The following is a 26,097-nucleotide window of genomic DNA, read 5'->3' on the forward strand; positions in this document are numbered from 1 at the left end:
CACAGGGTGCACGACGGCCCCGTGCTCCCCGTGACGGCCGTCGATCCTTGCCGGCCGGCGCGCGAACCGCCCCCGACGGCGACGCGCCGACGACCCGGGCCGGGTCCCGACGGGCCCCGGCCGGGGGGAGCGATCCCCCATCCAGCGCGGGCGGCCCCCACGGCCTGTCACCATCGACGCACGATGAGTACGGGGGCATCGACCGATCGTGATCCGGATGCCCCTCGTCCCGTGGCCCTGAGCCCCGTCGCCACGCCGACGGGGCCACCCCTCCTCCCGCTCGACGCCCCCGCCATCGCGGCCTTCGCCGACCGGCTGGCCGGGTCGCTGCGCGAGGGTGTGCGGATCCGCGACGAGGTCCTCCAGACCGTGCTGTGCGTCGTCCTCGCGGGCGGGCATCTGCTCCTCGAGGACCGCCCCGGCGTCGGCAAGACGCAGCTCGCGCGCTCCCTCGCCGGCGCCATCGGCGGGCGCTTCTCCCGCGTGCAGGCGACGGTCGACCTGCTACCCGCCGACATCCTCGGCGCCACGGTCTGGCACGCGGGCACGGAGACCTTCGCGTTCCACCCCGGCCCGGTGTTCGCGAACGTCGTGCTCGTCGACGAGCTCAACCGCGCGACGCCGAAGACGCAGTCCGGCCTGCTCGAGGCGATGCAGGAACGGCAGGTGACGGTCGACGGCCACACCCACCCGCTCGAGCGCCCGTTCACGGTCGTCGCCACCCAGAACCCGACGGTCGGCTACGACGGGACGTACGTGCTGCCGCCCGCGCAGCTCGACCGCTTCCTGGCGCGCGTATCCCTCGGCTACCCCTCCGCCGAGCAGGAGGTCGCGCTGCTGCGGGAGCGCCCGAGCGCGAACGTCCGCGTGGCGGGGAGCCTCGACGAGCTGATCGCGGCGCAGGCCGGGACGGAGCGGATCCACGCCGCCGAGCCGCTCCTGGCGTACGTCGTCGCGCTCCTGCACGCCACGCGCCGGCACCCACTGGCCGCGACGGGCGCCAGCCCCCGGTCCGGCCTGGGCCTGCTCGGCGCCGCCCGCGCCCGCGCCGCGCTGCTCGGCCGCGACTTCGTGCTGCCCGACGACGTGCAGGCGCTGGCCCCGGCCGTCCTGGCCCACCGCATCGAGCCCGTCGCCGCCGCGCCGCCCGAGGCCCAGGACGAGGTCGTAGCCGACGCGCTGCGCGAGGTCCCCGCCCGGTGATGCGCCTGGCGGTGTGGCTCGCGGCACCGGTCGTGGTGGGCGTGCTCGCCGCCGGCCTGGGCTCGTTGCCGCTGTTCGCCCTCGCGCTGGGACTCCTCGTCGTGCTCGTCGGGTGCGCCGTCGTCGTGCGCACCGCCGCCCGGCGGCTGCGGGTCCTGCGCACGCTGGACCGCCACGAGACCGTCGAGGGTCACCCGCTCTCCGTCTCGTTCGCCGTCTCCGGGGTCGGCGGACTGCCCGTGCAGGTCGAGGTCGAGGACCCCACCGGCGCGTGGCGCCCCCTGCCCGCCGGCGGCGGCGAGCTGCCCCTCGTCGTCGACCGCCCCGGTGGCCACGTGCTCGAGCCCGCGCGGCTGCGGGTCCGCGACGACCTCGGGGTGTTCGCCCGGCACACGCGCGCCGGGCGACCCGAGGCCCTGCTCGTGCTCCCCGCGCCCGCGCCCGCCGCCCCCGCGGGACGCCACCGGGGCCACGACCCCGTCGGCGACCCGGAGCCGGACGGCCTGCGCGCCTACGTGCCGGGCACGCCGATGAGCCGGATTCACTGGTCCAGCGTCGCGCGCGGCGGCGACCTGCAGGAGCGCGCGTTCGTGACCACCCGCGACCGGCTGCCCCTCGTCGTCGTCGACACCGCGGGCGCCGCGGGCGACGGCGCCGTCGACTGGGCGGCCCGCGCCGCCGCCGGGCAGGTGCAGGTGCTGGCACGGGCGGGCGGCTGCCGCGTGCTGCTGCCGGGGGACCGCACGCCCACCACGGTGGCCGACGCCGCGGGCTGGCCGGCGGTGCACCGGCGGCTCGCCGACCTGGACCACGACGTCGCCACCCGCGTGCCGCCCGGCGAGGACGACGCCCTGCGGATCTCGGCCTCCGCCGCCCCGCCCGAGGCGACGGGCGACCGTCCGCCGCTGCCGCTGGGGCTCGTCCCCCTCCCGACCTGGTCGGCCGCATGAGCGCCTGGACCGCCCGCCGCGGCCGCGGTTCCGGACCGAGCGCGCCGTCCCGACCGACCGCGCCGGCCCGGCCGGTCCACCGGGGCATCGCCCTCGGCGTGCTCTCCGCCGCCGGCGCCGCCGCCTGGTGGCCCGTTCTCGGCGCCGGCCTCCTGTGGGCGATCCCGATGGCGCTCGTCGCCCTCGCGCTGACCCTCGGGCGCCTGCGGGTGCGGACCGGCGTCCTGTTCCTGCTCGCCTGGATCCCGATGGCGTTGCTGCTCGCGGGCGTCCCGGCCTCGTCGCTGAAGCCGGGCGCGTGGAACGCCTCCTCCGTGTTCCTCTTCGACGGCCTCGACAGCCTCACGGTCCCCGGTCGGGAGCCCGTCGCCGGCGACCCGTGGCCGCTGGCCGGCGCGCTGCTCGTCGGCGGCGCGGGCGCCTGGCTCGCCGCCGCGTTCGCCCGGCGGCGGGGGCGCACGACCGCGATCGCCGCCTTCGGCCTCGCGGCGCTCCCCCTGGTGACCGCCCTGCTGCTCGAGCAGCCCGGTGACGCCTCCTGGCCGGGGGCCGCGGTCCTGGCCGCCGGCGTCCTGTGGGCCGCGCGCGGTCGGCTGCGCACGGCGATCCCGGCCACCGCGGCCGTCGCGCTCGTCGCGGCGATCGGCGGGCAGGCCCTGGGGCCGCAGGACCGCTGGCTGCCGTTCGTCGACGCCGCCGGGCGTCCGCCCGCGTTCTCCCGCCTCGACACCACCCAGTCCTACGGCCCGCTCACCGACCGCCGCACCGGCGCGACGATGCTCGAGGTCACGGCGGATCGCCCGGCCCTGTGGCGCATGCAGGTGCTCCAGCGCTTCGACGGCCGCGGCTGGACGATGTCCGTCCGCCCACCCGACCCCCTGCCCGAGCCGGCGGCCACGAGCACCACGACGAAGGTGCGCGTCAAGGGCCTGCGCAACGCGCTCGTCGTCGCGCCGGGGCGGATCACCGGGGTCGACGGCGCCGGCGCCGTCACCCCCGAGTGGGGCGAGGCACGCCGGCTGCAGCCCGCGCCGCGCCGGGACCAGACCTACGAGGTCACCTCCGACGTCGTCGACGTCACCCCCGCCCAGCTCGAGGACGTGCAGATCCCGACGGGCGAGCAGTACGAGCCCTTCACCCGCTTCTGGCCGCGGCAGAACGCCCGCCGCAGCCGCCGCCCCGCGGTCGAGATGGCCGACGGCATGCCTCGCGGCTGGCGCGCCACGCCCTGGGGCCGCACGCTGCAGCTCGCGCGGAAGCTGTCGCGCGGGACGACCTCGCAGCTCGAGGTCGTGCGGCGGGTGCAGGCGCACCTCGTCGAGAGCGGGGAGTACCGCTACACGACGGACGTCGCGGAGTACCCCATGGGGGACGCGCCCGTGGTCGACTTCCTCGTCGAGTCGCGGGAGGGCTACTGCCAGCACTTCGCGGGCGGGGCGGCGCTGCTGCTGCGCCTGGCGGGGATCCCGACGCGCGTCGTCACCGGCTTCGCGACCGGCGTCCCCGCCGGGGACCGCACCTACGAGGTCCGCGACCGCGACGCGCACGCGTGGATCGAGGTCTACTTCCCGGGCTACGGCTGGGTCCCCTTCAACCCGACCCCGCTCGACGCCGAGGCCGCGGTCGACGCCGAGGTCGACCTGCTCGCGACCGCCGGCGCCGGCGGGACGGGCGGCGCGGGGCTGCCCCCGGCCGTCCTCGCCCCGCTCGCGCTCCTGCTGGCGGGCGGCGGCGCGATCGTGCTGCGGCGCCGACGCCGCGGCGGAGCGCCGGTCGGCGACCTGCTCGTCCGGCTCGCCCCCGGTCCGGTCGGCCCCGCCACCACGCTGGCGGCCCTGCGCCCGCGCCTGGCGGAGATCGGCCCGGCGGTGGCGGAGCTGGCCGACCGCGAGGAGCGCGCGCGGTTCGGGGGCGACGGCGCGCCCGCGGCCGCGCATCCGCGGCTCGCCGTCTGGCGGGCGCTCGTCCGTGACCGGGGCGCCGTGCGCGGCACGGCGCTCCTGCTCCGCGGGGTGCGGCGTCAGCCGCGCGCGGCGGCCCGCTGAGCGGCGCTCCCCTCGCGGTAGAACCGCCACCCGCCGTGGTGCAGGACATCGCCGTCGAACGTGCCGTCGGCGGTGAAGCCGGTGTCGTCGACGTAGTCGATGTGCGTGCCCGTCACGGCGTAGCGCCCCGTGTACGCGCGCTCGACCGTGCCGCGCGCCTCCTCGTAGCGGCCCTCCGGCAGCAGCTCCTGGCGGATCCGGTCGTCGGCGGTCACCCACATCCCCACGTAGGGGTGCGGCGCGTCGTCCGCCGCGGCGGACGACGCCGGAACGGCCGCGGCCGTCTCGTCGGTACCGGGCGCCGGAGCCCCCGTGGTCGCCGGGTCGCCGGACGCCTCCGGCGCCCGGCCCGTCGTGGTGGTCCTCGTAGTCATCGTGCGCTCCTCGTGCTCGCGGCGGGCCCGGGTCAGATCGCCTGCTGGGTCGGCAGGATCGTGATCTCCGCCAGGTTCACGTGGCGGGGCGCGCCCGCGACGAAGGCCACGGTGTCGGCCACGTCGGAGGACTGCAGGACGTCGATCTGGGCGATGAGATCGGCCATGAGCTTCGTCGCGTCCGGGTCGTCGACGTGCTCGGGCAGCTCCGTGTCGACCATCCCGGGCGAGATCGTGGTGACGCGGACCCCCTTCGGCGCGAGCTCGACGCGCAGGACCCGCGACATCTGGCTGATGTAGCCCTTCGTGCCCGAGTAGACCTGGAACTTCTCGAGCTGGCGGCTCGCGGCGATGGACGACGTGGTCATCAGGTCGGCCGGGCGGCCCTCGGCGGCGGCCGCGATCAGGGAGGGGACGAACGCCCCGATGGTGTTCATCACGCCCGTGACGTTCAGGTCGATCTGGTGCTGCCAGTCGCCCGTGCGCAGGTCCTCGATCGGCGAGACGTGCTGCACGCCGGCGTTGGCGAAGACGAGGTCGACGCCGCCGAGCTCGGCGGCGATCCGCTCCGCGGCGGCCCGCACGGCGTCGCGGTCGCGGACGTCGGTCGGCACGGCGAGGGCGGTGCCGCCGGCGCGGGTGATGCGCTCGGCCAGCGCGGCCAGGCGGTCCTCGCGGCGGGCGAGCAGCGCGACCTTCGCGCCGCGGGCGGCGAGCGTCTCGGCGGTGGCCTCGCCGATGCCGCTGGAGGCCCCGGTGACGACGGCCACGCGGCCGGCCAGCGGGAGGGTGTTCTCGGTGTGGGTGGTGGTGTCGGTGGTGCTCATGGACCACACCTTGCGCCCTGCGCCGACGGGCAACCAGACCTCCCTGCGACCCGGTTCCGGCGAGACTGGTTCCGCCAGGGCCACGTTGCGGACGGGGCCCCGTGGGATCATCCCGGCATGCCCGACCGCAGCGAGATCGCGGAGTTCCTCCAGTCCCGCAGGGCGCGCCTGCAGCCCGAGGACGTGGGCGTGCCGTCCACCGGCGAGCGCCGCCGCGTGCCGGGCCTGCGCCGCTCCGAGCTCGCGCAGCTCGCGGGGGTCAGCGTCGAGTACTACACGCGGCTCGAGCAGGGCCGGGCCGGCAACGTCTCCGACATGGTCATCGACGCCATCGCCCAGGCCCTGCGCCTGGACGCGACGGAGCGCACCCACCTGACCGACCTGCTGCGCCCCCAGCCCGCCGCGCGCCGCCGCCGGCGCAGCGCCCCGCAGCGCCTGCGGCCCGGCGTCGTCCAGCTGCTGAACAGCATCTCCTCCCCCGCCTTCGTGCTCGGCCGCCGCATGGACGTGCTGGCGACCAACCGCATGGCGCGGCTGCTCCTGACGGACTTCGACGCGCTGCCCGCGCCGCAGCGCAACATGGCGCGCTGGATCTTCCTCGGCGAGGAGGCCCACGAGCTCTACCCGGACTGGGAGACGGTGGCCCGCGAGACCGTGGCGATGCTGCGCTTCGACGCGGGCCGCCACCCCGAGGACCCCGACCTGAGCGAGCTCATCGGTGAGCTGTCGATGAAGTCCCCGCAGTTCGCGGGCTGGTGGGCGACGCACGACGTCACGGAGCGCACCTTCGGCACGAAGGACTACCGCCACCCCGTCGTCGGCGAGCTCTCCATCCGCTACGAGGCCCTGCGCCTGCCCGACGACCCGGACCAGCTGCTCATCGCCTACACGACCGAGGCGGGCTCGCCGTCGGAGCGGGCGATGCGGCTGCTCGACGCTTGGGGGGCCGAGGTCGACGCCCCGGAGCGCGCGGACGACGACGCGCCGGAGCGGGCGCAGGTCGACGCGCCGGAGCGCGCGGAGGACGAGACCCCCGTCCCGACGGGGCCGGCCGCCGGGCCCGCCGGCCCCGTCGCCCCCGAACGCGCGTAGCCCCCGTCGTCCCGTGCGGGACGGCCGAAGCCCGCGGTGTGCGAGCGTCCCCAGGGTCACGCGCACCGTGCGCGGCGCCGCCGACCGCCGACACGGCCACCCCGGCGGCGCGGTCGGTCCGCACCCGCGACACGGCGCCCCCTCCCGCACCCACCGACACCCGGAGCACCCATGTCCGTCACCGCCATCCTCGACGTCCAGTTCACCCAGGAGGGCCTGGACGAGGGCCTCGAGATCCTGCGGCGCGAGCTGCCGCGCACCCGCGCCTTCGCCGGCAACCGGTCCGTCACCGTCGTGCAGGACCACACCGATCCGACGCGGGTGCTCGCCGTCGAGGAGTGGGAGTCGCTCGACGCCGACGCCGCCTACCGCGAGTGGCGCGCCGGCGAGGGCGCGATCACGGAGCTGGCGACCCTCGTCGCCCGCGCGCCCGTGCTGACGGTGGGCGTCGTCCGCGACGACGTCTAGGCCGCGCCCACGCCGGTCGACGCCCCGGACGCCCGGGGCGTCGCGGCACGCCGGCACCCCGGAATGCCGCGCCGCCCCCGCCGGCCTGGAGCTGCCGCCGCGCCTACGCGGGCGCGGCAGGTGTCCGCGGCGGGCGGGACATCGTGCCGCGGGTGCAGGCGAGCACCACGGCACCGAGCACGCCGACGCCGCCCAGCGCCAGGGCCGCCGCGGCCGAGGTGCTGTCCGCCAGGTGCCCGGCCAGGGCCCCGCCGGCGGCGGAGCCGACCATCATCCCCGTCGACGTCCACGTGAACGCCTCCGTCAGCGTGCCGGGCAGGGCGATCTGGTCGAGCAGGCCGTTGAGGACCGTGAACGTCGGCGCGATCGTCGCCCCCGCGGCCAGCAGGCCGATGCAGAGGAGCAACGGGCTGCTCGCGACGGCCAGCAGCCCGTGCAGGGCGCCCCACGCGGCGACGAAGACCGCCAGGCGCCGGACGGGCCGGGCCGGGGCCTGCGTGCGCGACATCGCGATGCCGCCGAGCATCGATCCGAGGCCCCAGAGGCCGAGCGCGATGCCGGTCAGGGAGCGGTCGTGCATCTCCTCCAGCGCCGCGGGCACCCCGACCTCGGCGGCGCCGACGGCGACGCCGAGCGTGAGGAAGACGACCGCGGCGACGACCACCCCGGGCGCCCGCAGCGCGCCCACGAACCCGTGCCCCGTCGGGGGCGCCCCCTCCAGGCTGCGCACCGCGGGGTGGCGAGCGAACAGCAGATTGCCCGCCAGGATCGCGACCGCGCAGAGCACCATCGCCCCGGTGTGCGACCACGAGCCGACGCCGGCGACGACCGCGACGGGCCCGAGGATGTAGACGAACTCGAGGAGCGCGCCCTCCGTCGCGTAGGCCCGGTGACGCAGCCCGTCGTCCGTGATCAGGACGTTCCAGACGCGTCGCCGGAACGAGCCCACGGGCGGCTGGGCCGCGCCCACCACCCCGGCGAGCACGACCCGCAGCCAGAGGGGCGCGGTGTCGGGCAGCAGGGCCTGCGCGACGAGCGCCGCGGCACACACGGGCGCGCCGAGCAGCAGCACGCCGACCTGTCCCCGCCGGTCCGCGAACCGCGCCTGCACGGGGTTCGTGATCCCGAGGACGAGGGCGTAGACGCCGGCTACCAGCCCGCCCGCCGCGTAGTCGCCCGTCACGTCCCGCGTGTGGAGGATGAACAGCAACCCCAGCGCGCCCATCGGGATCTGGGCGATGCAGGAGGTGATCAGGGCCGAGAGGACCCCGGGGACACGCAAGACGACGGACACGCCCGGGGCACCCTACGCCCGGCCGGACGTCCGCGCCGCGTGGCCCGCGCCACCCGGCCGGAGCCCCACGGGGTTCGAATCCGGCGACCCCCGAACGCGCCCGCCGCCGGCCGAGGGGCACGTCGCCCGCGCGGTGCAGAGCGAAGCGGCGTGCCCCTCGGGGTCGCGTCGCGGCGGAGCGCGAGGGACGGTCAAATGACGCTATCTGCGCCCGTCCCGCGGATCTACGGTCGCCTGGACGCCGCACTCCCCGCGGCCACCCGAAGGAGCACCCCATGTCCGAGCACGTCCTCAGCGTCGACCACCACCCGACCCTCCGCCACGCCGACCGCGAGGCGATCGGCGCCGAGCTGCAGTCCGTCCTCGTGGTCCTCACCGACCTGGCCCTCCTGGGCAAGCACGCCCACTGGAACGTGCAGGGCCCCCACTTCCGCAGCCTGCACCTCCAGCTCGACGAGATGATCGACGCGTGGCGCGAGGCCGGCGACGCCGTCGCCGAGCGCGCCGTCGCCCTGGGCTACGCCCCGGACGGCCGCGCCGAGACGATCAGCTCCCGCTCGACCCTGCCCGCCCTCGAGGCCGGCCCGCAGCGCGACGCCGAGCTCGTACGCCGGCTGACCGCGATCCTGACGGACGCCGTCGGCGTGATCCGCGAGCGCAACGCGCCGATCGAGGACCTCGACCCGGTGACCTCCGACGTCCTGCACGGCGTCATCGCCAAGCTCGAGGAACAGCTCTGGATGATCCGGGTGCAGGGCGCCTGAGCCACCCCCCCCCGCACCGCCCGCCTCGAGCCCAGCGAGCAGGTCGCGCCCGGCGGCGGACCGCGCCGGGTGCCGCCGCGGGAAGATGCGCGCGATGCCGCCCGTCCCCGACGCCCCGGTCCGCGCCGCCAACAGCGCCCGCAACGCCCAGGCGTCCCGCGCCCGGTTCGCCCGCTGGCGGCCGGCGCGCGCCGCGACGTGGACGGTGCTCGATGCGGTCGTCGCCCAGGGTGCCCGCGTCGCGGTCGTCGGTGCCGGCAACGGGCACGACCTGCCCCTCGGCCGGCTCGCGCGGCGCAGCGGCGCGCTCGACCTGGTCGACGTCGACCCGCGCGTCGTCCACCGCACCGCACGGGCCACGCGCCACCGGCACGTGCGGCCCGTGGTGGAGGACGTGACCGCCGGGGCGGCGGACGCGATCGTGTCCGCCGTGACGACGGCCACCGACGCGGCGGCAGCGGACCCCGTGACCCTCGTCCGATCCGTCCGCGGGCCGGTCGGGGCCGGCGGCTACGACGTCGTGGTCGCCGACCTCTTCCTCACGCAGCTCCTCTACCCCGCGCTGCGCGACGCCGGGCTGCCGGGCCGCACCGCCGGCGCGGCGCTGGACCGGTACGGCCAGCTGCTGACGGACGCCGTGGTGGCGCGACTCGTCGCAAGCGCGCCGGGAGGGACGGTGGTCGTCCTCCACGACCTGGTGGGGTGGTGGGCCGGCCACGAGCAGCCCTTCGCGCTCGACGACGTGCTCCAGCTCGCCACGACCGACCCGGACGCCGCGCTCGCCCTCGCCGCGACCGGCACGACCCCGTCCGGCTGCGACCCGCGGACGGCCCTGGAGCGCGCCGGCGTCCACCCCGGGCCGCCGACGTTCTGGCGCTGGCCGTTCGCCCCGGGGGCCGACTACCTCGTGTGCGCGACGGTCGGCCGCGCGGCGGGGTGAAGCGGAACGGGTGCGGGCCCGGGCGGCACGCAACGCACCCCGGCGGCCACGTACGGTGCACGCTCGGATCCGCCCCACCGCGGCCCCACCCCGGGGTACGCTGAGCCATGCCGGTCCACCCCCTCCGCTCCCGGGCGACGACGGAGCGCGCCTCCCGATGATCCGCGAGCCGCTGCTGCTCCTGACGGCCGGCGCGGCCGGCCGGCGCGCCCTCGACCTGGCGGTCGCGGTGTCCAGCAGCCATCGCTCGCGATTGACGGTCGCCCTGGTCCCCGCGACCTGGGTCCCCTGGTGGTGCGGCATCTACGGCGGCTTCGAGCTCGCCATGGCCCGGCGCGAGGCCTGCGTCACCGGCGAGCGCCTGCTCGCCGCCGCGCGCGACGAGCTGCCCGCCGACCTGTCCGTGCGCACCTGCGTGCTCGACGGTCCCGAGCGCCCGGACGAGCGCGTCCTGCGGGCCCTGGAGCGCGGCGGGCACGACCTGCTCGTGGTGCAAGGGGCCGAGCCGGGCTCGTGCGGGATCCCCGGACTCCGGCGCCTGGCGCGGCGAAGCCCCGTCCCCGTCCTGCGGCCCTCGTGCGGCGGGGCCGCGCTCCACCCGGCCACGACCGCCGCGACGCACGCCGGGGCCGCGACGCACCCGCCCGCCACCGTGGTCTAGACGGGCCGCCCGTCGCGGGGCGCGGGCCGCGGGGGTGCGACGACCGCCGCCGCCGCGCGCAGCGCCGCGTCGAGCCCCTCGGCCGCCTCTCCGACCGGCTGCCACCGCGGCAGCAGCAGGTGTGCGGGGCGACCGCCCAGGGCCACGTACGCCAGGGCCGTCGGGCGATCCACGTGTCCGCCGCGCCGGGCGCCGCGAGCACGACGGCGGGGCGGGCGGGATGCGGGGAGCGGGGCGGCACGGCGGAGCAGGCGGTCGGGGCGGCGAGGGCGCGTCGCCGGTCCGGGCACCGTGAACGTTTTCGCGAATCCGTGATTGCCGGGCGCGCGACGTGGGTTCTTGTGTCGGTGCGTAGCGATTGTCGTGGCGTGCAAACCGGCGCCGACCGCTCCCCCCGGGGTGGTCGCACCCGGGAATCACGCGCGGGTGTACCCGACGGCAGTTCACGTGCAGAGACAGCAAGGTGCGGTGCCCTGGAGATGTGTCCCCTCGTCTCCGAGGACCAGCCGGAATGGAAGACCACGCAACGCGGAGGCACATTCATGCTGGAAGACGCAACACGGCGCGAGCAGGTCGATCTCGATCTCCTGCGACGCGTTCACGAGCACGGCGACGTGCAGGCCCGCGAAGAGCTGGTGCGACGGTGCATGCCGCTCGTGCGCTCCCTCGCCCGCCGGTACGCCGGCCGCGGCGAGCAGCTCGAGGACCTGGTCCAGGTCGGGCTGATCGGCCTGGTGAAGGCCATCGATCGCTTCGATCCCGGCGCGGGGACGCGGTTCGTGTCCTTCGCCTCACCCAACATCACGGGCGAGATCAAGCGGCACTTCCGGGACCACTGCTGGGCGCTGCACGTGCCCCGCTCGGTCCAGGAGCTCGACCAGAAGCTCCAGGCGGAGCGTCGGCAGGTGCTCGCCGACCACGGCCGCGAGGCGACCCCGGAGGAGCTCGCCGAGCGCCTCGGGATCACCGTGGAGCAGGTCCGCGAGGGCATGCAGGGCGCGCAGGCGTACCGCGCGCTCTCCCTCGACCACCCCGCGGGCGAGACCCGTGAGGTCCTCGACACGCGCGGCGGCGACGATCCGGGCTACGACCGGGTCGAGCTGGACGCCACGATCCGCGACGCCTTCGAGGCGCTGGACGAGCGCGAGCGCTCCGTCGTGACCTGGCGGTTCTACGACGAGCTGCTGCAGCGGGAGATCGCCGAGCGCATCGGCGTGTCGCAGATGCAGGTCTCGCGGATCATCAGCCAGTCCGTCGAGCGGATGCACGAGCACGTGGCCGCCGGCGGGCGCCCCGCCCCCGCCGCCCTGGCGGCGTAGGCCGCCGACCGGGCCGGCCACTCACCGGCCGGTCCCCCGGGCCTCCGGTGGGGAGGCGACGCGCGCGGCGCGTCGCCTCCCCACCGCGGCTCAGCCCTCGGACTGCGTCTCGCCGAGCGCGGCGCGGGCCGCGTGGTCGTCCGTCGTGTGGCTCGCGACGATGGAGACGTCGACGCCGTGGTCGTCCCACAGACGGTCGCGCAGGGCGGTGCGGACGATCGTCTCGCTCAGCCCGAGGCCCTCGTCCGTCATGCCGGCGGCGGCGACGACCAGGCGGTCGTGGGTGTAGCGCCCCGTGACGGCCGGCGCCGGGAAGAGCTCCTGCAGCAGGTGCGCGGCCTCGCGGATCGCGGGGTCCTGCAGCTGCGCCCCGCCGCCGGCGGCGACCTCGAGCCGGACGGAGAGGATGCCCACGACCTGGCCGGCCCGCAGCATCTCGGCGACGGACTGCTGCACGCTCGCCCGGTTGGCGAGCCCGGTCAGCTCGTCGTGGGTGGCGCGGTGCTCGAGCGCCCGCTCGGCCAGCCGGCGGTGCGTGACGTCGGTGTGCGTGACGACGGCGCCGACCCCGGGGACGGCGATCCGCGTCACCCGCATGTTGAACCAGCGGAGCTCGTCGGGCGCGTGACAGTCGTACTCGGCGACGTACCGCTCGCGACGGCCCTCGAGCACGCTGCGGATGCCCGCGGTGACGGAGTCCTCGCTGCCGTCGACCCGCGGGACGCCCGCGCCGAGGTAGTCCATGCCGATCCAGCGGGGGTTCTCCCAGCCGTTGTTCAGCGCGAACCGCTGCCAGGCGACGTTCGCGTGCACGACCCGGCCCTGCGGGTCGAGGATCACGACGTGGTCGTCGACGGCGTCGAGCGCCGCGACGACGGCCGCCAACAGCGTGGGGACGGAGCGCGTGCCGTCGGCGGCGGGTACGACGCGCGGCCCACCGGCCCGATCGGCCTGCCGCGGGCCGTCGCCCGGCCCCCCGTGCGTGCCGGGGACGCTCACCCCGTCACCGCCGAGGAGTCACCGAGGGTCGACGGGCTGCCGGGGTCCGGCGCCAGGTGGTCGTGCATCGCGTCGATGGCGCGGTTGAGCAGCCGCGAGACCTGCATCTGCGACACGCCTACCCCGACACCGATCTCGCGCTGCAGCTGCTCGTCGAAGTACCGCAGCTCGACGACCTCGCGGTCGCGCGGCCCCAGGACGGAGAGGGCGTCGGCTACCTCGTCACGAAGCACCACTTCCTCGTACCCCATCTCGTGCGTGCTGACGCGATCCATCGGTGATGCGTCCTCGTCGGGGGCACGATAGTCCAGCGAGCGGACGCGGTAGGCGTCGTGCGCGACCTCGGCCTCCATCACGGACTCGACCGACGCGCCGACGTGGCCGGCGATCTCGTCGACGGTCGCCGACGGCATCGCCTTGCGGGCGTGGTTGACCTTCGCGCCCAGCTCCTGCATGGAGCGCGGGACCTTCACGGCCCACGTGTGGTCGCGGAAGTGCCGCTTGATCTCGCCCGAGATCGTGGGCCGCGCGTAGGCCCCGAAGCTGCCGCCGGAGGGCTCGAACCGCTCGATCGCCTTCAACAGGCCGAGCATGCCGACCTGGAAGAGGTCGTCCGCCGCCTCGCCGCGGCCGACGTACGGCCGGACGATGGACCGCACGAGCGGCGTGAACCGCTCCACGAGCCGCTCGAGCCGCCGGGGATCGCGCGTGGCGCGGTACAGGCGGATCAGGGCGACGTCGAGCACGTCTCGCTGTTCGTAGCTCTCGGACACTGGTGGGGGCTCCTCGCCCCGGGGGTGGGGGCTCGTGACGACGGTCGTACCTGATCGCGCGGAGGTCGGCTCCGCGTGCCTGGGGCACGTGTGCTGCATGTCGTCAGCCGCGGGACCTCTCCCATGCGCACCGCCTCGGAGTCGACCCGTCGTCAACGAGCCGTCACCGCCGGCGCAGCGCAGCGCCTTCGAACCTACGTTCGTCGAGGCTACCGCGTCGGCCCCCCGTTCGCCACCGTTGCGGCCGCGCGGGCGATACGCGACTGATCCCGCGCCGTTCCCGGAACGATCTGTCTCGGCTGCAGCATGGCCTCCATGAGCAGCAACGTCGTGGCCGCCGCGGGAACCCCTTCCCGCCGCGCCGACTCCCAGGCCTCCGGACGCGTCGCGACCCTGGTCGCCCTCCTGGGCGTCCTCCTCGCCGTCTCCGCCGCCGTGCTCTTCGTCCCGGTCGCGCCCACCACCGCGGCCGGCACCCAGCTCGTCACGGCCGCCGCGGCGGAGCAGTTCGTGGAGGACACGCACGTCCGGGCCTGCCCCGGCCAGGTCCCCGCGGTCACCTGCGCCGCCGCGGGCGCCGGCTGGAGCTGCCGCTGGACCGGTGGCGCGACGCAGGTCGCCCGCACGCCCGGCGCCTCCTTCGTGCTCGCCTGCTGAGGGCGCGTGGACCCCACGGCGCCGGCAGGGGCGGTGCGCGACGTCGCCGGCGCTTAGGGGGCCTGTAGGCGGCGGGGCTAGGGTCGCGGCGTCCCCGTCTCCCCACCCCGAGGTCCCCGTGCAGATCGACATCCGTCACCGTCCCGCCTTCGCCGTCGCCCGGATCACCCTCACCGCCGGGGAGGGGGTGCGCGCCGAGTCGGGCGCGATGATGGCCACGTCGTCCGGGGTCTCCGTCGAGTCGAAGGCCGAGGGCGGGCTGCTCAAGGGCTTCAAGCACAGCGTGCTGGGCGGCGAGAGCCTGTTCGTCACTCGCCTGACCGCCGGCCCCCAGGGCGGCTGGGTCGACTGCGCCGCGCGCCTGCCCGGCGACGCCACGGCGATCGACGTGGACGGCGGCGTGAACCTGGCCCGCAGCGCCTGGCTCTGCTCCTCCGACGGCGTCGAGATCGACACGAAGTGGGGCGGCCTGAAGAACCTGGCCGGCGGCGAGGGCGGGTTCCTCGTCCGCGCCGAGGGCCGGGGCCAGGTCGTGGCCTCCTGCTACGGCGCCCTCGACGTCGTGGAGCTGGCCGCGGGCGAGACGATGGTCCTCGACTCGGGCCACATGGTCGCGTTCGAGGACGGCGTGCAGTTCACCACCCGCAAGGTCGCCAAGGGCCTGATGCAGACCCTGAAGTCCGGCGAGGGCCTCGTCTTCGAGTTCTCCGGCCCCGGCCGCGTGTGGACGCAGAGCCGCAACCCGGGCGAGCTCATCGGCTGGCTGACGGCCGAGCTGCCGTTCAGCCGGGGATAGCCCGCCCTCCTGCGGCCCGCCGGGTCCGCTCAGACGACGGCCACGGCCCCGTGGTCGTCGCAGTGGTCCCCGTGCGGGTGGTGCAGGTGGCCGTCGACGAGGTAGTCCTCGTGGTCGCCGTGCGGCACGGCGGGGTGGCCGCAGTCGGGCCCGTGGACGTGGGCGGCCTCGTGGCCCGCGGCGGGGGTCGTGTGGCCGTCGGGGTGCGTCTCGTCGACGGCGACGACGTGCTCGTCGACGTGGTCCCCGTGCGGGTGGTGCAGGTGCCCGTCGTGCAGGTAGTCCACGTGGTCGCCGTGCTCGATGGCGGTGTGGCCGCAGCCCGGACCGTGGACGTGGTCGTGCCCGGCGTGGATCTCGTGGTCGCTCATGCCCCAGACCGTAGGGCCCGGCGGCCCCATCGCCCAGCGGATGCACATGGGACGCACTCTCAGGTCGGCGGCGGCCCCTGCGGCCACGTGCCGCGGAGGACCACGTCGTGCCCGGTCAGCTCAAGGCCGAGCCGGCGGGCGACGGCGGCGATGGCCGCCTCGAGGTCCTCGTCGTGGAACGGCCGCACGGCGCCCGTGCGCTCGTCCACCGCGTGGTGGTGATGGTGCTCCGGGTCGGCGATCTCGAACCGCGCCACCCCGTCGCGGCCGTCGAGCCGGTGCAGCAGCCCCAGCTCGGAGAGCTCCTCGACGACCCGGTAGACCGTGGCGATCGACGCGGCGCGGCCGTCGCGGGACAGCGCCGCGATCTCCGCCGCCGTGAGCAGGCACTGACCCTCGCGGGCCAGGGTCTCGACCACGGCGGTCCGGGCGGCGCCGGCCCGCAGGCCTGCCGCGGTCATCCGGGCCGACGCGTGGGCCAGCCAGCGGTCGCGGTCGGCGCCGCCCGCGGTCACCGGGTCGGCGCGGCGTCGCAGCCCTTCGCCTTGCCGGTCAGGCCGCGGACGACGGCGTCGGCGTTGTGGGCCTCCATGCCGAGGTACGTGTCGCCGTCCGAGCCGTCGGGACCCAGCGTGTCGCCGTAGAGCGTCAGGTCGGACGACGCCCCGGTCTCCTTCGCGATCGCGTCGGCGAGCTTCGGGTTGACGGAGGACTCGGGGAAGATCGCCTTGACCTTCTCCGTGCGGATGAGCTTCGTGAGCCGCGCGACGTCCTGGGCCGAGGGCTGCGCCCGCGTGGTCTGGGACGGGATCGCGGCGCCGACGACCGTGATCTCGTAGCGGTGCGCGAAGTACCCGAAGGCGTCGTGGCTCGTCACGAGCTTGCGCTCGCCCTTCGGCACGGCCGAGACGCACTGCTCGATCTTCGCGTCGAGGTCCTGCACCTTCGTGAGGTAGGCCGAGGCGCTCTTGCGGATCGCGTCGGCCGCGCCCGGGTCGGCCTTGACCAGCGCGTCGCGGACGACGCCGACCGCGTGCTCGACGTTCTTGGGGTCGTGCCACCAGTGGGCGTCGAACTCGCCGTCGCCGTGGTCGTGCCCCGCGTGCTCCTCCTCCGCCGCGTGCTCCTCCTCGGCGTGGGAGGCCTCCCCTTCGGCGTGGTCGTGGCCGGCCTCGCCCTCGGCGTGGTCGTGGCCCGCCTCCTCGTCGGCGTGGTCGTGCCCGGCCTCGTCCTCGGCGTGGTCGTGGCCCGCCTCCTCGTCGTGGGCGTGCTCGCCCTCGCCGGCGAGCTTCGTCGGCACGGTGTCGCCGACCTTCACGAGCTGCGCCTTCGCGCCCGACTGCTTCTGGACGTCGGCGACCCAGTCGTCGAGGCCCAGGCCCGAGGCGAAGACGACCTTCGCCCCCGCGGTGGCGGTCACGTCGGAGGGGCGCGGCTCGTACTCGTGCGGGTCGGTGTTGGCCGAGAGGATCTGGTGCACGTCGACGGAGGAGCCGCCGACCTCGCGGACGATGTCGCCGAGCTGCGAGGTCGTGACGACCACGTCGACCGCGTCGCCCGACGCGCCGGACGTGCCCGAGGCGTCGTCGCCGGAGCCGCAGCCGGCGAGCACCACGGTGGCCGCGGCGACCGCGAGCGTGGGACGGAGCGCGCGGCGCAGCGCGGGACGGGAGGAGCCCCGCGACGGGCGGGACGGAGAGGTGCTGAAGGGCTGCGGCATGCTGGTCCTGACGACGAAGAGGGGGCGCGGGAAGCGGCCGAACCACACCCGCGTCGCCTCAGTCTACCTGAGAGTGGATCTCATCATTGCCGACCTATGATGCCCGCCGCCGACGCGCCGGCCGTCCGGCCCGCCGCCCGCGGGGTGGCACCCCGCGGGACGGCGGACACGCTCTCGGAAGATCATCCGATCGGACTATCGTGCGGTGCACGCAGGGCCCCGATACTCGTTGTGATGGCAGACGCGAACGGATACCAGGAGCCCGCGACGTCGCCCCGGAACGAGCACCTGGCGGACCGCATCACGGAGGAGATCGTGCAGCTCCTCTACGTCGTACGGCAGGACCTGTGCGAGCTGGGTCATCCCGACCCGGACCTCGCCGCGGGCGCCCGCTGCCGCACCTCGCAGGCCATCGCGGGCCTGTTCGAGGTCGCGGAGGAGCTCCGCGGATGCCCCGCCGGCATCCCCCGCCACGCGGAGCACGAGGACGTGCGGCGGCGCGCCCTCGCCGGCCGCACCGCCGCGCAGATCCGCCTGGACGACGCGCTCGCGCTCTGCCGGGACCCGCGGCCGTCCACCGTGCGCAGCGGCGCTCTGGGCGCCGTGCTGCCGGACCCCCGGGCGCGGCGCGCCGGCGCCGGCCGGGCCCAGCCGGGCCGGGCGTCGCGCGGCTCCACCGCCGCGTCCGCGAACACGGCCGCCTAGAGACACGGCCGCCGGGTCGCCCGCCGCGCCCGAGGCCGACCCCACGGCCCCTCCCGGGCAGCGCGGACGGCGCGGCCTCAGCCCACGAGCCCGGCGAGGGCGTCCCCCTCGCGGGCGAAGAGCCCGGCCAGGATGCCCTCCACCACACGCAGCACGTCGGCGTCCGGGGCGACGCTGGCCGCGAAGCTCGACAGGTAGAGCAGGTTCTTGAAGAAGAGCACGAGCTCCTTCGGCATCACGAACCCACCGGAGGCCAGGGTCCGCAGCAGCCGGCCCAGCGTGTCCCCGAGCCGGTCGAAGGTGACCTCGCCGTCCGTGCGGGCGTCGAGCCGCGAGACGTCCTCCTGCAGCCGCGCGACGAGGGCCTCGACGTCGGCGTCGGCCCCGATCGCCCCGAAGGTCCGCATCGCCTCGACCTGCCCGCGGGCGTCCGAGGCCGCGAACGCGACGAGGAACCGCACGAGCCCGGCCCGCTGCGCGGCGTCCAGCCGGCCGCACATGCCGAAGTCGACCATGGAGAACGTCTCCCCGTCCACGAGCACGTTGCCCGCGTGCAGGTCGCCGTGGAAGAGCCCGTGCACGAGCGTCGCCTCGAGCACGCTGCGCACGCCGACCTCGAGCAGCCGCTCCCCGTGGGCGCCGAGCTCGGCCGCCGGGGGCAGGCGCGCATAGGACACGCCGGCCACGTGCTCCATGACCAGCAGCCGCTCCGTGACCATCCCCGGGATCGGCCGCGGCACGCGCACGTGGCCCGCGCCGAGGTCCTCGAGCACGGCGATGCTCTCCACGAGGTTCGCGGCCTCGAGCCGGAAGTCGAGCTCCTCGAGCGTGAGCTGCGCGAAGAGCTGGACGAAGCCGGGCAGGTTCGCCGCGCGGGCCCCCGAGTGCAGCCGGTCCGCGGCGGCGCAGACGAGTGCGAGGGCCTCGATGTCGGCGCGGAAGCGCTCCCGCAGGTCCGGTCGGCGCACCTTGACGACGACCTCGGTGCCGTCCGCCAGCGCGCCGCGGTGGACCTGGCCGATCGATCCGGCGGCCAGCGGCTCGGCGTCGAACCGGGCCAGGGCCCCGAGGTCGCCGCCCAGCTCGCGGCGGACGACCCCCTCGGCGACGCCGGGCGCCAGCGGCGGCGCCTCGTCGCGACACCACGCGAAGGCGTCGACCCACTCGTCAGGCAGCAGGCCGCGGGCGCTCGCCACGAACTGCCCGAGCTTCACGTACGCCGGCCCGCCCGCGCGCACGAGCCGCTCCGCGCGGGCCAGGGTGCCCGCGCTCGTGTCGGGCGGTGCGACGGGGAGCCCGACCGCGGTGGCACCGGCGGAGAGCAGCGCGAAGGGCGCGTCGGGCGCCGCGGTGCGGACCACGCGCCAGGCGGTCCCGGCGAGGCTGCCGACCGTGTCGGACCACAGACGCGGGGCGGCGAGACGGGTGGCCTCGGCTGCGAGCTGCGGGCGTCGCCTGGCCGCCTCCGCCTGCCACGCCAACGCGGCCACGGGAAGGCCCTCGCGCCCGGCCAGCCGGGCCGAGGCGCGCAGCAGCGGCCCGCGCGGCGGCAGCGGCGGCGCCGGGCGCCCCGCGTCGCGACGCGCGCCGGCAGGGGCGGGAGGAGCACCGGTCATCGTCCGAGCATCCTAGTGCACGGGTGTGCACTGTGTGACGTCGACCCGCCCGTCGTCCGACCGTCGTGGCGGGCGAACGCTCCTAAGGGGCGCACGGAGACGCGCATCGTGGCATCCTCGGATGATGCTGGCCGCACTGCTCACCCATCCCGCGGTCCTGGCGCTGGCGGGCCGAGGCTCGGGCCGCTTCAGCGGCGGGGGCAGCTCCGGCGGGGGCTTCGGCAGCGGCCGACGCACCGGCGGCGGCGGCGGGTTCTTCTTCATCCCCATTGGCGGTGGCGGGGGCCTCCTGGTCCTCATCCTCATCGTCGTCGTGCTGATGGTCGTCCTGCCGATGATCTTCCGCGCGATGAACTCGGCCGCCGCCTCGGGCCAGCGCCGCAGCAGCGGCCGTCAGCGCGCCCAGCGCGAGGCCGAGGTGCTCCCGCAGGCCATGGAGGCCGCCGAGGACGACGCGGCGTTCGACCCCGACGACCTCAAGGCCGCCGCCGCCGGTCTCGTGGTCGACACGCAGGACGCCTGGGACGAAGGCGACCGCACGCGGTTGGCCCGGCTCGTCGGCCCGGACCTGCTGCGCGAGTGGACGCGCCGGCTCGACGACTTCGAGAGCCGCGGCTGGCAGTCGCACTCCCGCGTGGTCTCGACGCCCGAGGTGCGCATCGTCAACGTGGTCAACCACGCCGCCGACGAGGACGACCGCGTCGTCGTGCACGTGCAGGCCCGGGCCCAGAGCTGGGTCGACACCCGCTGGGGCCAGCGCATGTTCGAGGAGGGCGCCGTCGACGAGAACATCGTGCTCTCGCAGTACTGGACCCTCGGCAAGCGCGACGGCCGCTGGATCCTGCTCTCGATCGAGGAGGACGGCGAGGGGGACCACAACCTGATGGCCCCGGTCGTCGCCCGGCCCGACATGGACCCGACGCTCGCCGACCGGTCGCGCACCGAGATCGCGGTGGCGGACCGCACCGACCTCGAGACGCTCACCGAGCTGATCCCGGCCTCGCTCTCCGACGACGCCCGCGCGACCGCGCTGGACCTCTCCCTCGTGGACGACCGCTTCAGCCCGGACGTGCTGACCGTGGCGGTCCGCCGCGCGGTCGCCGCCTGGACGACGGCGATCGACGGCCCGGACGCCGGCCTCGAGGAGGTCGCCACCCAGGACGCCGTGCGCCGCCTGCTCTACGCCGACACCCGCGGCGACGTCCGCACGGTCGTCCGCGGCCCGCGCATCGACGAGGTCGTCATCGAGCGCGTGATCGGCGAGAGCTCGCCGCCCCGCATCGAGGTCGCCGTGCAGTACCACGGCCGCTGGTACCGCGAGGACCGCGACACGCAGACGATCGTCGAGGGCTCCCGCACGAAGGAGCAGGCCCGCGCCGAGCGCTGGACCTTCGCGCTGACGGACGACACCGACGTCGTCTGGCAGCTCGTCGCGGCCTAGGCCCGGCGCGCGGACCCCGGCCCGGCCGGGGTCCGGCACCGCGGTCCGGCACGCGCCGGACCGCGTCGCCCGCGGGTGCGGGCGGCACCCCTCCGCAGGACCCGGGCTTCAGCCCGCGGGCGTCGTGGCCGTACCGGCCGGCGGAGCGGGGGGCGTGTCGTCGACCTCGACGAGCTGCTTCTCGCCCCGGTCGATCCGCCACTCCGAGTCCACGGTGCCGCCTACGGTGTCCTGGCTCGCCGCGGTGTCCTGGTCCAGCTGCTGCGCCGTCAGGCGCACGAGACGGAACGTGAACGGCGGGTTCTTGCCGCGCCGGGCCGTCACGACCGCCCGGTCCTCCGTCTGCGAGACGGTCTCGTAGATCAGGTCGGTGCTCGCGCGGCCGGCGTCGTCCGTGGACGAGTACGGCCCCGGCATGGAGCTGACGGAGTTGTTCAGCGCCTGACGGCACGAGCCGGCCGGGCCGGCGTCGAGCCGCTCCCGGGCCGCCACGCTGAGCAGCGAGCACGCGCGCTGGCCGTTGGCCTGGCCGATCGCCGCGTTCAGGAGCTGGTTGACGGCGCCGCGGGGGTCGTCCGGGCCGTACTTGCCGGCCTGCCCGCAGCCCGTGACGCCGGCGGCGAGCACGCCGCCCACGACGAGGGTCGTCGCCGCGCGGCGGAGCGCACCCGGGCCGCTCACGGCAGGAACTCCAGGATCTGGTCGACGGGCCGCCGCTCGGGCGTGCGCACGTCCTGGCGCGGCGGCCCGAGGTGGATGAGCCCGAGGGCGTTCTCCTCCTCCGGCAGGCCGACGGCCTCGCGACCCTTCGGCTGCAGCAGCGTCTCGGGGGTCCGCCAGTAGCCGGCCAGACCGCGCGCGTGGGCGGCGAGCAGCAGCCCGTAGACGGCCGCGGCTGCGGCGTCGCGGTCCTCCTGCGCCACCCGCGGGTCGTCGTCGATCACCACGGAGGCCACGATCAGCGTCGGCGCGCGGTCGTACTTGCGGGCCTTGTCGGCGGGGCCGGCGTCCTTCAGCGCCTGCAGCGCCTGGGGACCGAGCACCCGGAACCGCCAGGGCTCCGTGAGGTGATGGTTGGGCGCCCACCGCGCGAGCTCGACGAGCTCGGCGATCGTCGCCCGGTCGACGGGGGTGTCCCCGTAGGCCTTGTGGGTGCGGCGGCCGCGCAGCGCCTCGACGAGGCCCATCGCGGCCGGGTCCGTGCCGGAGGGGCCGCCGGTCACGCCTCGTCCCCGGCGTCCTCGTCCTCGTAGAGCGACTCGCGCGCCAGCTCGCCCCCGCCCGCGTCGACGAGCACGACCTCGAGCGTGTCGCCGAAGTAGTCGTCCGGGGCCAGCAGGGTGAAGCGGCCGTCGCGGACGGCGCAGCGGTCGACGACGGTGCCGTCGAGCTCGGCCAGCGCGTGCGCGGCACCGTTCACCAGGGGACGGCCCCACACGAGGGTCATCGCCGCGGTCTCGCCGTCGCCGCGCCACGAGCCGACGACCGTCTCGCACAGGTCGATGCGCCAGTCGGGGTTGTTCTCCGCCAGCTCGTCCGTGACCTGGGCCTCGCCCGTCAGGTGGCGCGGCTCGCCGGTCTCGGCGCCCTCGTCCTCGTCGGCGGGCACGAAGCGGACGAAGCCGTAGGCCTCGAGCCCGGTCGACGTGCGCGTGGTGACCGGCGCGAACGTGCGGCCGTGCCAGGTGCGGTCGGGGTACCACGAGAGCTCGCCGGCCTCGCCGATCCCGTCCTTCTCCGACGGCTCGTCCGGATCGGGCTCGATCAGCTCGACGGCCTGCAGGAACGCGGCCGCCAGGCTCTCGGCCCAGCGCCCGTAGGGCGCCGTCTCGTGCGGCGGCTCGGCGGCGTAGCGGGGCAGGAAGCGCTCGAGTTCGGGCATCCGCACGAGTCTACGCGCGGGTCCGCGCGACCTGCGGCACCCGTCGCGGGAGACGCGCCCGGCGTCCCCCGCGGTGACCTCTGCGGCCTAGGCGGCGGGGAGGGCGGCGCGCTCCGCCAGGCGACGCGCGCGGGCGTCGGGGTCCGGCGTCGGGACCGCGTCCAGCAGCGCCCGGGTGTAGGGGTGCGCCGGCTTCGCGTAGAGCTCCTCCGACGTGGCGAGCTCCACGATCTCGCCCGCGTACATGACGGCCATGCGGTCGCACATGTAGCGGACGACGGAGAGGTCGTGCGCGATGAACAGCAGGGACAGGCCCAGGTCCTTCTGCAGCTGGCGCAGGAGGTTCAGGATCTGCGCCTGGATCGACACGTCCAGCGCCGAGACCGGTTCGTCGGCGATCAGCAGCTTCGGCCCGAGCGCGATGGCGCGCGCGATGCCGATGCGCTGCCGCTGGCCGCCCGAGAACTCGTGCGGCAGGCGGTTGTAGTGCTCCGGGTTCAGGCCCACGAGGTCCATGAGCTCCTGGACCTTCTTCTTGCGCTCGCCCTCGCCGGTGGCGATGCCGTGGATGTCGAGCGGCGTGCTGATGATCGAGCCGATGGTCTGGCGCGGGTTCAGCGACGAGTACGGGTCCTGGAAGACCATCTGCACGTCGCGCCGGAACGGCACGAGCGCCTTGCGGTCCAGCCCGGCGATGTCCGTGCCGTCGAAGTCGATCTTCCCGCCCGTCGGGTCGAGCAGGCGGCAGATCATCCGGGCCGTCGTGGACTTGCCGCAGCCGGACTCGCCGACGAGGCCGAACGTCTCACCGCGGCGCACGTCGAAGGACACGCCGTTGACGGCCTTGACCGCGTGGACCTTGCGCTTGACGAACAGGCCCTTCGTGACCGCGAACTCCTTCTCGAGGCCGCGGACCTGCAGGATGTTGTCGCCCTCGCCGAGGGTGTCGCGGCGGACCGCGGCGACGGTGGTGTCGGCGATCGTCGGGTCGCCGACGACGCCCTCGTTGTCGACGACGGGATCGGGTGCGGTGCCGCTCATGCGACCTCCTCCGTCTGCGGAATGCCTGCCGCGACCGCGGCCTGCTCGGGCGTGCCGCCCTCGGAAAGGACGTTCCAGATCGTCTCGCGACGCTCCGCGGGCATGGTGCACCGCAGCGCGTGCTCCGGGGCACCCACGACCGGATCGAGGTCGGGCATGCCGGGCCGGCAGCAGCCGGCGGCGTACGGGCAGCGGGCGCGGAACGAGCAGTCGTCGCCCAGGCCGATGAGGCTCGGCGGGCGGCCGTCGACCGGCACCAGCTCGACGTCGCGCGGCATGTCGAGCCGCGGGATCGAGCGCAGCAGGCCCCACGTGTAGGGGTGGCGCGGGTGGCTGAAGAGCTCGCGCACCGGCGCGCGCTCCACGATCCGTCCGGCGTACATGACGGCGATGTCGTCCGCGGTCTCGGCGACGACGCCGAGGTCGTGGGTGATCATCACGATCGCGGTGCCCAGCTCGCGCTGCAGGCGGTCCATGAGCTCGAGGATCTGCTTCTGGACGGTCACGTCCAGGGCGGTCGTCGGCTCGTCGGCGATGAGCAGCTTGGGGTCGTTCGCGAGCGCCATCGCGATCATGACGCGCTGGCGCATGCCGCCGGAGAACTCGTGCGGGTACGCGTCCACGCGACGCCCGGGATCGGGGATCCCGACGAGGCCGAGCATCTCGACGGCGCGGGCCTTGGCCTGCTTCTTCGTGACGTCGTTGTGGGCCCGGACGGCCTCGATGATCTGATCACCGATCCGGTAGAACGGGTGCAGCGAGGACAGCGGGTCCTGGAAGATCATCGCGATCTCGTTGCCGCGGATCCGGCGCAGCTCCTCCGTGGAGAGCGTCAGGAGGTCGCGGCCCTCGAACAGCACCTGGCCCTTGATGGTGGCCGACGCGGTGCGCGTCAGGCCCATCAGGGTCATGCTCGAGACGGACTTGCCCGAGCCGGACTCGCCCACGATGCCGAGCGTCTTGCCGCGCTCGACGGTGTAGGAGATGCCGCCGACGGCCTGCACGAGGCCGTCCTCGGACCGGAAGCCGACGGAGAGGTCGCGGACCTCGAGCAGCGGCGCGTCGGCCGCCGGTCGGTCCGTGGCCGGGACCGCGGCGCCGTCGCCGGCGCGCGTGGCGCCGGCCGTGGTCCCGCCGGCGGGAGTGAGGTCCTGGGAGTCGGTCATTCGTACTTCACCCGCGGATCGATCAGGGCGTAGAGCAGGTCGACGATCAGGCTGGAGATGCAGACGAAGAAGGCGAGGAAGAGGACCGTCGCCTGGATCGTGGCCACGTCTCCGCGCTGGATGGCGTCGAAGGAGAGGCGGCCGAGGCCGGGGATGTTGAACACGGACTCGGTGAGGATCGCGTTGCCGCCGATGAGGAGTCCGACGTCGACGCCGAGCGCGGTGACCAGCGGCGTGACCGCCGAGCGCGTCGCGTGCCGGAAGATCACCCGGCGCTCGGTCAGGCCCTTCGCGCGGGCCGTGCGGATGTAGTCCTCCTGCATCGTCTCGAGCAGGCTCGAGCGCAGGAGTCGGGCGTAGACGGCCGAGAAGGCGGCGGCGAGCACGAGCCAGGGAAGGATCATCGCGCCGGCCTTGTCCAGCACGGTGGTCGCGTCCTGGTAGGCACCGGCGCCGGGGAAGATCCCGAACTGGCCGATGTCCTTGGCGAAGAGGTAGAGCGCGACGAGACCGAGCCAGTACACGGGCGCGGAGATCGCGACGAGCGCGCCGCCCATGGCCACGCGGTCGGGCAGGGTGCCGCGGCGCAGGGCCGAGATCGTGCCGACGACGGCGGCGGCGCCGAGCCAGACGATGGCCGCACCGACGACGAGCCACGCGGTGGCGCCGAGGGCGTCGAGCATGAGGGGCCGCAGCTCCGCACCGGAGATGTAGGAGCGGCCGAAGTCGAAGTGCGCGGCGTTCCAGAGGAAGTCGCCGAGCTGCTGGTACCACGGGTTGTCGAGCCCGAGCGATTCGCGGATCGCGTCGAGGCGCTCCTGCGTGGGCGCCTTGCCGGCCCGTGCGCGGACGGGGTCGCCGGACGGGAGGACGCGGAAGAGGAAGTACGCCACGGCGGTGATGACGACGAGGGTCACCACGGTCCAGAGGAGGCGTTTGACGATGTATCTGGCCACGGAGGAGCGGTTTCCGATCGAGGAGACGGAGACGGGA

The 26,097-nt window shown here is 75.6% G+C and carries 28 protein-coding genes and 1 pseudogene; 13 read left to right on the plus strand and 16 right to left on the minus strand.

What is annotated here, in order from left to right; genetic code table 11:
• Positions 1–231: 231 nt before the first annotated feature.
• From F593_RS0118700 to F593_RS0118710, 3 genes are read left to right on the plus strand one after another with little or no spacing between them, the layout of a single operon-like run.
• A complete protein-coding gene (locus F593_RS0118700; protein ID WP_022930271.1) occupies positions 232–1,203 on the plus strand; it encodes an AAA family ATPase in 972 nt (323 codons plus the stop codon).
• Positions 1,200–2,153 carry a DUF58 domain-containing protein gene (locus F593_RS0118705; RefSeq protein WP_022930272.1) on the plus strand — a complete coding sequence of 318 codons (954 nt, stop codon included), beginning with the start codon at positions 1,200–1,202 and terminating at the stop codon, positions 2,151–2,153. Before F593_RS0118700 ends, F593_RS0118705 begins: the two co-directional genes overlap by 4 nt.
• Positions 2,150–4,198 carry a transglutaminase TgpA family protein gene (locus tag F593_RS0118710; RefSeq protein WP_022930273.1) on the plus strand — a complete coding sequence of 683 codons (2,049 nt, stop codon included), beginning with the start codon at positions 2,150–2,152 and terminating at the stop codon, positions 4,196–4,198. Before F593_RS0118705 ends, F593_RS0118710 begins: the two co-directional genes overlap by 4 nt.
• Here F593_RS0118710 and F593_RS29550 read toward each other — a convergent pair.
• Positions 4,174–4,572 (minus strand): Atu4866 domain-containing protein, encoded by a 399-nt coding sequence (locus tag F593_RS29550; RefSeq protein ID WP_022930274.1) that lies wholly within the window; start codon positions 4,570–4,572, stop codon positions 4,174–4,176. The two genes, F593_RS0118710 and F593_RS29550, sit on opposite strands and share 25 nt — an antisense overlap.
• Positions 4,573–4,604: 32 nt before the next feature.
• On the minus strand, positions 4,605–5,399 hold the full coding sequence (locus tag F593_RS0118720; RefSeq protein WP_022930275.1) for an SDR family oxidoreductase: 795 nt from the start codon (positions 5,397–5,399) through the stop codon (positions 4,605–4,607).
• A gap of 117 nt (positions 5,400–5,516) precedes the next feature.
• Here F593_RS0118720 and F593_RS26635 point away from each other — a divergent pair, with 117 nt between their 5' ends.
• Both F593_RS26635 and F593_RS0118730 read left to right on the plus strand, forming a co-directional pair.
• Entirely contained in the window at positions 5,517–6,491 is a 975-nt protein-coding gene (locus F593_RS26635) for a helix-turn-helix transcriptional regulator (RefSeq protein ID WP_022930276.1), read from the plus strand.
• A gap of 171 nt (positions 6,492–6,662) precedes the next feature.
• Positions 6,663–6,959 (plus strand): putative quinol monooxygenase, encoded by a 297-nt coding sequence (locus F593_RS0118730; protein ID WP_022930277.1) that lies wholly within the window; start codon positions 6,663–6,665, stop codon positions 6,957–6,959.
• Positions 6,960–7,062: 103 nt separating this feature from the next.
• Here F593_RS0118730 and F593_RS0118735 read toward each other — a convergent pair whose 3' ends face one another.
• Positions 7,063–8,253 (minus strand): MFS transporter, encoded by a 1,191-nt coding sequence (locus F593_RS0118735; RefSeq protein ID WP_022930278.1) that lies wholly within the window; start codon positions 8,251–8,253, stop codon positions 7,063–7,065.
• Positions 8,254–8,528: 275 nt separating this feature from the next.
• Between F593_RS0118735 and F593_RS0118740 the strand changes: the two genes are divergently transcribed.
• The 3 genes from F593_RS0118740 (at position 8,529) to F593_RS0118750 (ending at position 10,618) form a co-directional block, all read left to right on the plus strand.
• Positions 8,529–9,017 (plus strand): Dps family protein, encoded by a 489-nt coding sequence (locus F593_RS0118740; RefSeq protein ID WP_022930279.1) that lies wholly within the window; start codon positions 8,529–8,531, stop codon positions 9,015–9,017.
• A 94-nt stretch (positions 9,018–9,111) separates the two neighbouring features.
• Positions 9,112–9,957, plus strand: coding sequence for an MDR/zinc-dependent alcohol dehydrogenase-like family protein (locus F593_RS0118745; RefSeq protein WP_022930280.1), 846 nt, complete (start codon positions 9,112–9,114; stop codon positions 9,955–9,957).
• Between the two features lie 157 nt (positions 9,958–10,114).
• Complete coding sequence (locus F593_RS0118750; RefSeq protein ID WP_022930281.1) at positions 10,115–10,618, plus strand: universal stress protein; 504 nt, start codon at positions 10,115–10,117, stop codon at positions 10,616–10,618.
• On the opposite strand, the gene F593_RS30090 is transcribed toward F593_RS0118750, so the two are convergent.
• Positions 10,615–10,791, minus strand: a complete 177-nt coding sequence (locus F593_RS30090) for a hypothetical protein (RefSeq protein ID WP_157251976.1) — start codon at positions 10,789–10,791, stop codon at positions 10,615–10,617. The genes F593_RS0118750 and F593_RS30090 overlap by 4 nt on opposite strands.
• A 369-nt stretch (positions 10,792–11,160) precedes the next feature.
• Between F593_RS30090 and F593_RS26640 the strand changes: the two genes are divergently transcribed.
• Positions 11,161–11,937 (plus strand): SigB/SigF/SigG family RNA polymerase sigma factor, encoded by a 777-nt coding sequence (locus tag F593_RS26640; RefSeq protein WP_022930283.1) that lies wholly within the window; start codon positions 11,161–11,163, stop codon positions 11,935–11,937.
• Positions 11,938–12,027: 90 nt separating this feature from the next.
• Here F593_RS26640 and F593_RS28835 read toward each other — a convergent pair whose 3' ends face one another.
• Positions 12,028–12,936, minus strand: coding sequence for a GGDEF domain-containing protein (locus tag F593_RS28835; RefSeq protein WP_022930284.1), 909 nt, complete (start codon positions 12,934–12,936; stop codon positions 12,028–12,030).
• Positions 12,933–13,682, minus strand: a complete 750-nt coding sequence (locus tag F593_RS30095) for a sigma-70 family RNA polymerase sigma factor (protein WP_022930285.1) — start codon at positions 13,680–13,682, stop codon at positions 12,933–12,935. Before F593_RS30095 ends, F593_RS28835 begins: the two co-directional genes overlap by 4 nt.
• Positions 13,683–14,024: 342 nt before the next feature.
• Between F593_RS30095 and F593_RS30100 the strand changes: the two genes are divergently transcribed.
• Together F593_RS30100 and F593_RS0118780 are read left to right on the plus strand one after the other, a co-directional pair.
• A complete protein-coding gene (locus F593_RS30100; protein ID WP_022930286.1) occupies positions 14,025–14,366 on the plus strand; it encodes a hypothetical protein in 342 nt (113 codons plus the stop codon).
• A 118-nt stretch (positions 14,367–14,484) separates the two neighbouring features.
• Positions 14,485–15,162 carry a TIGR00266 family protein gene (locus F593_RS0118780; protein ID WP_022930287.1) on the plus strand — a complete coding sequence of 226 codons (678 nt, stop codon included), beginning with the start codon at positions 14,485–14,487 and terminating at the stop codon, positions 15,160–15,162.
• Between the two features lie 29 nt (positions 15,163–15,191).
• On the opposite strand, the gene F593_RS0118785 is transcribed toward F593_RS0118780, so the two are convergent.
• From F593_RS0118785 to F593_RS26660, 3 genes are read right to left on the minus strand one after another with little or no spacing between them, the layout of a single operon-like run.
• On the minus strand, positions 15,192–15,533 hold the full coding sequence (locus tag F593_RS0118785; protein WP_022930288.1) for a hypothetical protein: 342 nt from the start codon (positions 15,531–15,533) through the stop codon (positions 15,192–15,194).
• 59 nt (positions 15,534–15,592) lie between these two features.
• Positions 15,593–16,048: a Fur family transcriptional regulator gene (locus F593_RS26655; protein ID WP_022930289.1), complete on the minus strand. Its 456-nt coding sequence runs from the start codon at positions 16,046–16,048 to the stop codon at positions 15,593–15,595.
• Positions 16,045–17,253, minus strand: a complete 1,209-nt coding sequence (locus F593_RS26660) for a metal ABC transporter substrate-binding protein (RefSeq protein ID WP_157251980.1) — start codon at positions 17,251–17,253, stop codon at positions 16,045–16,047. Before F593_RS26660 ends, F593_RS26655 begins: the two co-directional genes overlap by 4 nt.
• Before the next feature lie 234 nt (positions 17,254–17,487).
• Here F593_RS26660 and F593_RS0118800 point away from each other — a divergent pair, with 234 nt between their 5' ends.
• Entirely contained in the window at positions 17,488–17,958 is a 471-nt protein-coding gene (locus F593_RS0118800) for a hypothetical protein (protein WP_022930291.1), read from the plus strand.
• A 77-nt stretch (positions 17,959–18,035) separates the two neighbouring features.
• On the opposite strand, the gene F593_RS0118805 is transcribed toward F593_RS0118800, so the two are convergent.
• Positions 18,036–19,574 (minus strand): ABC1 kinase family protein, encoded by a 1,539-nt coding sequence (locus F593_RS0118805; protein ID WP_022930292.1) that lies wholly within the window; start codon positions 19,572–19,574, stop codon positions 18,036–18,038.
• A 121-nt stretch (positions 19,575–19,695) separates the two neighbouring features.
• Here F593_RS0118805 and F593_RS0118810 point away from each other — a divergent pair, with 121 nt between their 5' ends.
• Positions 19,696–21,015 (plus strand): TIM44-like domain-containing protein, encoded by a 1,320-nt coding sequence (locus F593_RS0118810; RefSeq protein WP_022930293.1) that lies wholly within the window; start codon positions 19,696–19,698, stop codon positions 21,013–21,015.
• 108 nt (positions 21,016–21,123) lie between these two features.
• Here F593_RS0118810 and F593_RS0118815 read toward each other — a convergent pair whose 3' ends face one another.
• The 6 genes and pseudogenes from F593_RS0118815 to F593_RS0118840 all read right to left on the minus strand — a co-directional run bounded on the left by F593_RS0118815 (position 21,124) and on the right by F593_RS0118840 (position 26,060).
• Entirely contained in the window at positions 21,124–21,696 is a 573-nt protein-coding gene (locus F593_RS0118815) for a hypothetical protein (RefSeq protein WP_022930294.1), read from the minus strand.
• Positions 21,693–22,238 carry a nitroreductase family protein gene (locus F593_RS26665; RefSeq protein ID WP_022930295.1) on the minus strand — a complete coding sequence of 182 codons (546 nt, stop codon included), beginning with the start codon at positions 22,236–22,238 and terminating at the stop codon, positions 21,693–21,695. Before F593_RS26665 ends, F593_RS0118815 begins: the two co-directional genes overlap by 4 nt.
• A complete protein-coding gene (locus tag F593_RS0118825; RefSeq protein WP_022930296.1) occupies positions 22,235–22,897 on the minus strand; it encodes a hypothetical protein in 663 nt (220 codons plus the stop codon). The genes F593_RS26665 and F593_RS0118825 overlap by 4 nt, the downstream gene beginning before the upstream one ends.
• A gap of 120 nt (positions 22,898–23,017) precedes the next feature.
• A pseudogene (locus F593_RS26670) lies at positions 23,018–23,938 on the minus strand (ABC transporter ATP-binding protein); the annotation flags it as partial.
• The gene (locus tag F593_RS0118835) at positions 23,935–25,104 is read right to left on the minus strand and encodes an ABC transporter ATP-binding protein (protein WP_022930298.1); all 1,170 of its coding nucleotides are present in this window, start codon (positions 25,102–25,104) and stop codon (positions 23,935–23,937) included. The pseudogene F593_RS26670 and the gene F593_RS0118835, both read right to left, overlap by 4 nt.
• Entirely contained in the window at positions 25,101–26,060 is a 960-nt protein-coding gene (locus F593_RS0118840; protein WP_022930299.1) for an ABC transporter permease, read from the minus strand. Before F593_RS0118840 ends, F593_RS0118835 begins: the two co-directional genes overlap by 4 nt.
• Positions 26,061–26,097 lie beyond the last annotated feature (37 nt).

The sequence above is a fragment of the Patulibacter americanus DSM 16676 genome (assembly GCF_000420025.1).
Classification (GTDB): Bacteria; Actinomycetota; Thermoleophilia; order Solirubrobacterales; family Solirubrobacteraceae; genus Patulibacter; species Patulibacter americanus.

What these genes read in the sequence shown, in the direction of transcription:
- F593_RS0118710 (WP_022930273.1), top strand. Translation starts at nt 2,150, where the DNA reads ATGAGCGCCTGGACCGCCCGCCGCGGCCGCGGTTCCGGACCGAGCGCG.
- F593_RS29550 (WP_022930274.1), bottom strand. Translation starts at nt 4,572, where the DNA reads ATGACTACGAGGACCACCACGACGGGCCGGGCGCCGGAGGCGTCCGGC.
- F593_RS0118720 (WP_022930275.1), bottom strand. Translation starts at nt 5,399, where the DNA reads ATGAGCACCACCGACACCACCACCCACACCGAGAACACCCTCCCGCTG.
- F593_RS26635 (WP_022930276.1), top strand. Translation starts at nt 5,517, where the DNA reads ATGCCCGACCGCAGCGAGATCGCGGAGTTCCTCCAGTCCCGCAGGGCG.
- F593_RS0118730 (WP_022930277.1), top strand. Translation starts at nt 6,663, where the DNA reads ATGTCCGTCACCGCCATCCTCGACGTCCAGTTCACCCAGGAGGGCCTG.
- F593_RS0118740 (WP_022930279.1), top strand. Translation starts at nt 8,529, where the DNA reads ATGTCCGAGCACGTCCTCAGCGTCGACCACCACCCGACCCTCCGCCAC.
- F593_RS0118745 (WP_022930280.1), top strand. Translation starts at nt 9,112, where the DNA reads ATGCCGCCCGTCCCCGACGCCCCGGTCCGCGCCGCCAACAGCGCCCGC.
- F593_RS0118750 (WP_022930281.1), top strand. Translation starts at nt 10,115, where the DNA reads ATGATCCGCGAGCCGCTGCTGCTCCTGACGGCCGGCGCGGCCGGCCGG.
- F593_RS26640 (WP_022930283.1), top strand. Translation starts at nt 11,161, where the DNA reads ATGCTGGAAGACGCAACACGGCGCGAGCAGGTCGATCTCGATCTCCTG.
- F593_RS30100 (WP_022930286.1), top strand. Translation starts at nt 14,025, where the DNA reads ATGAGCAGCAACGTCGTGGCCGCCGCGGGAACCCCTTCCCGCCGCGCC.
- F593_RS0118785 (WP_022930288.1), bottom strand. Translation starts at nt 15,533, where the DNA reads ATGAGCGACCACGAGATCCACGCCGGGCACGACCACGTCCACGGTCCG.
- F593_RS26660 (WP_157251980.1), bottom strand. Translation starts at nt 17,253, where the DNA reads ATGCCGCAGCCCTTCAGCACCTCTCCGTCCCGCCCGTCGCGGGGCTCC.
- F593_RS0118800 (WP_022930291.1), top strand. Translation starts at nt 17,488, where the DNA reads ATGGCAGACGCGAACGGATACCAGGAGCCCGCGACGTCGCCCCGGAAC.
- F593_RS0118805 (WP_022930292.1), bottom strand. Translation starts at nt 19,574, where the DNA reads ATGACCGGTGCTCCTCCCGCCCCTGCCGGCGCGCGTCGCGACGCGGGG.
- F593_RS0118810 (WP_022930293.1), top strand. Translation starts at nt 19,696, where the DNA reads ATGATGCTGGCCGCACTGCTCACCCATCCCGCGGTCCTGGCGCTGGCG.
- F593_RS0118825 (WP_022930296.1), bottom strand. Translation starts at nt 22,897, where the DNA reads ATGCCCGAACTCGAGCGCTTCCTGCCCCGCTACGCCGCCGAGCCGCCG.
- F593_RS0118835 (WP_022930298.1), bottom strand. Translation starts at nt 25,104, where the DNA reads ATGACCGACTCCCAGGACCTCACTCCCGCCGGCGGGACCACGGCCGGC.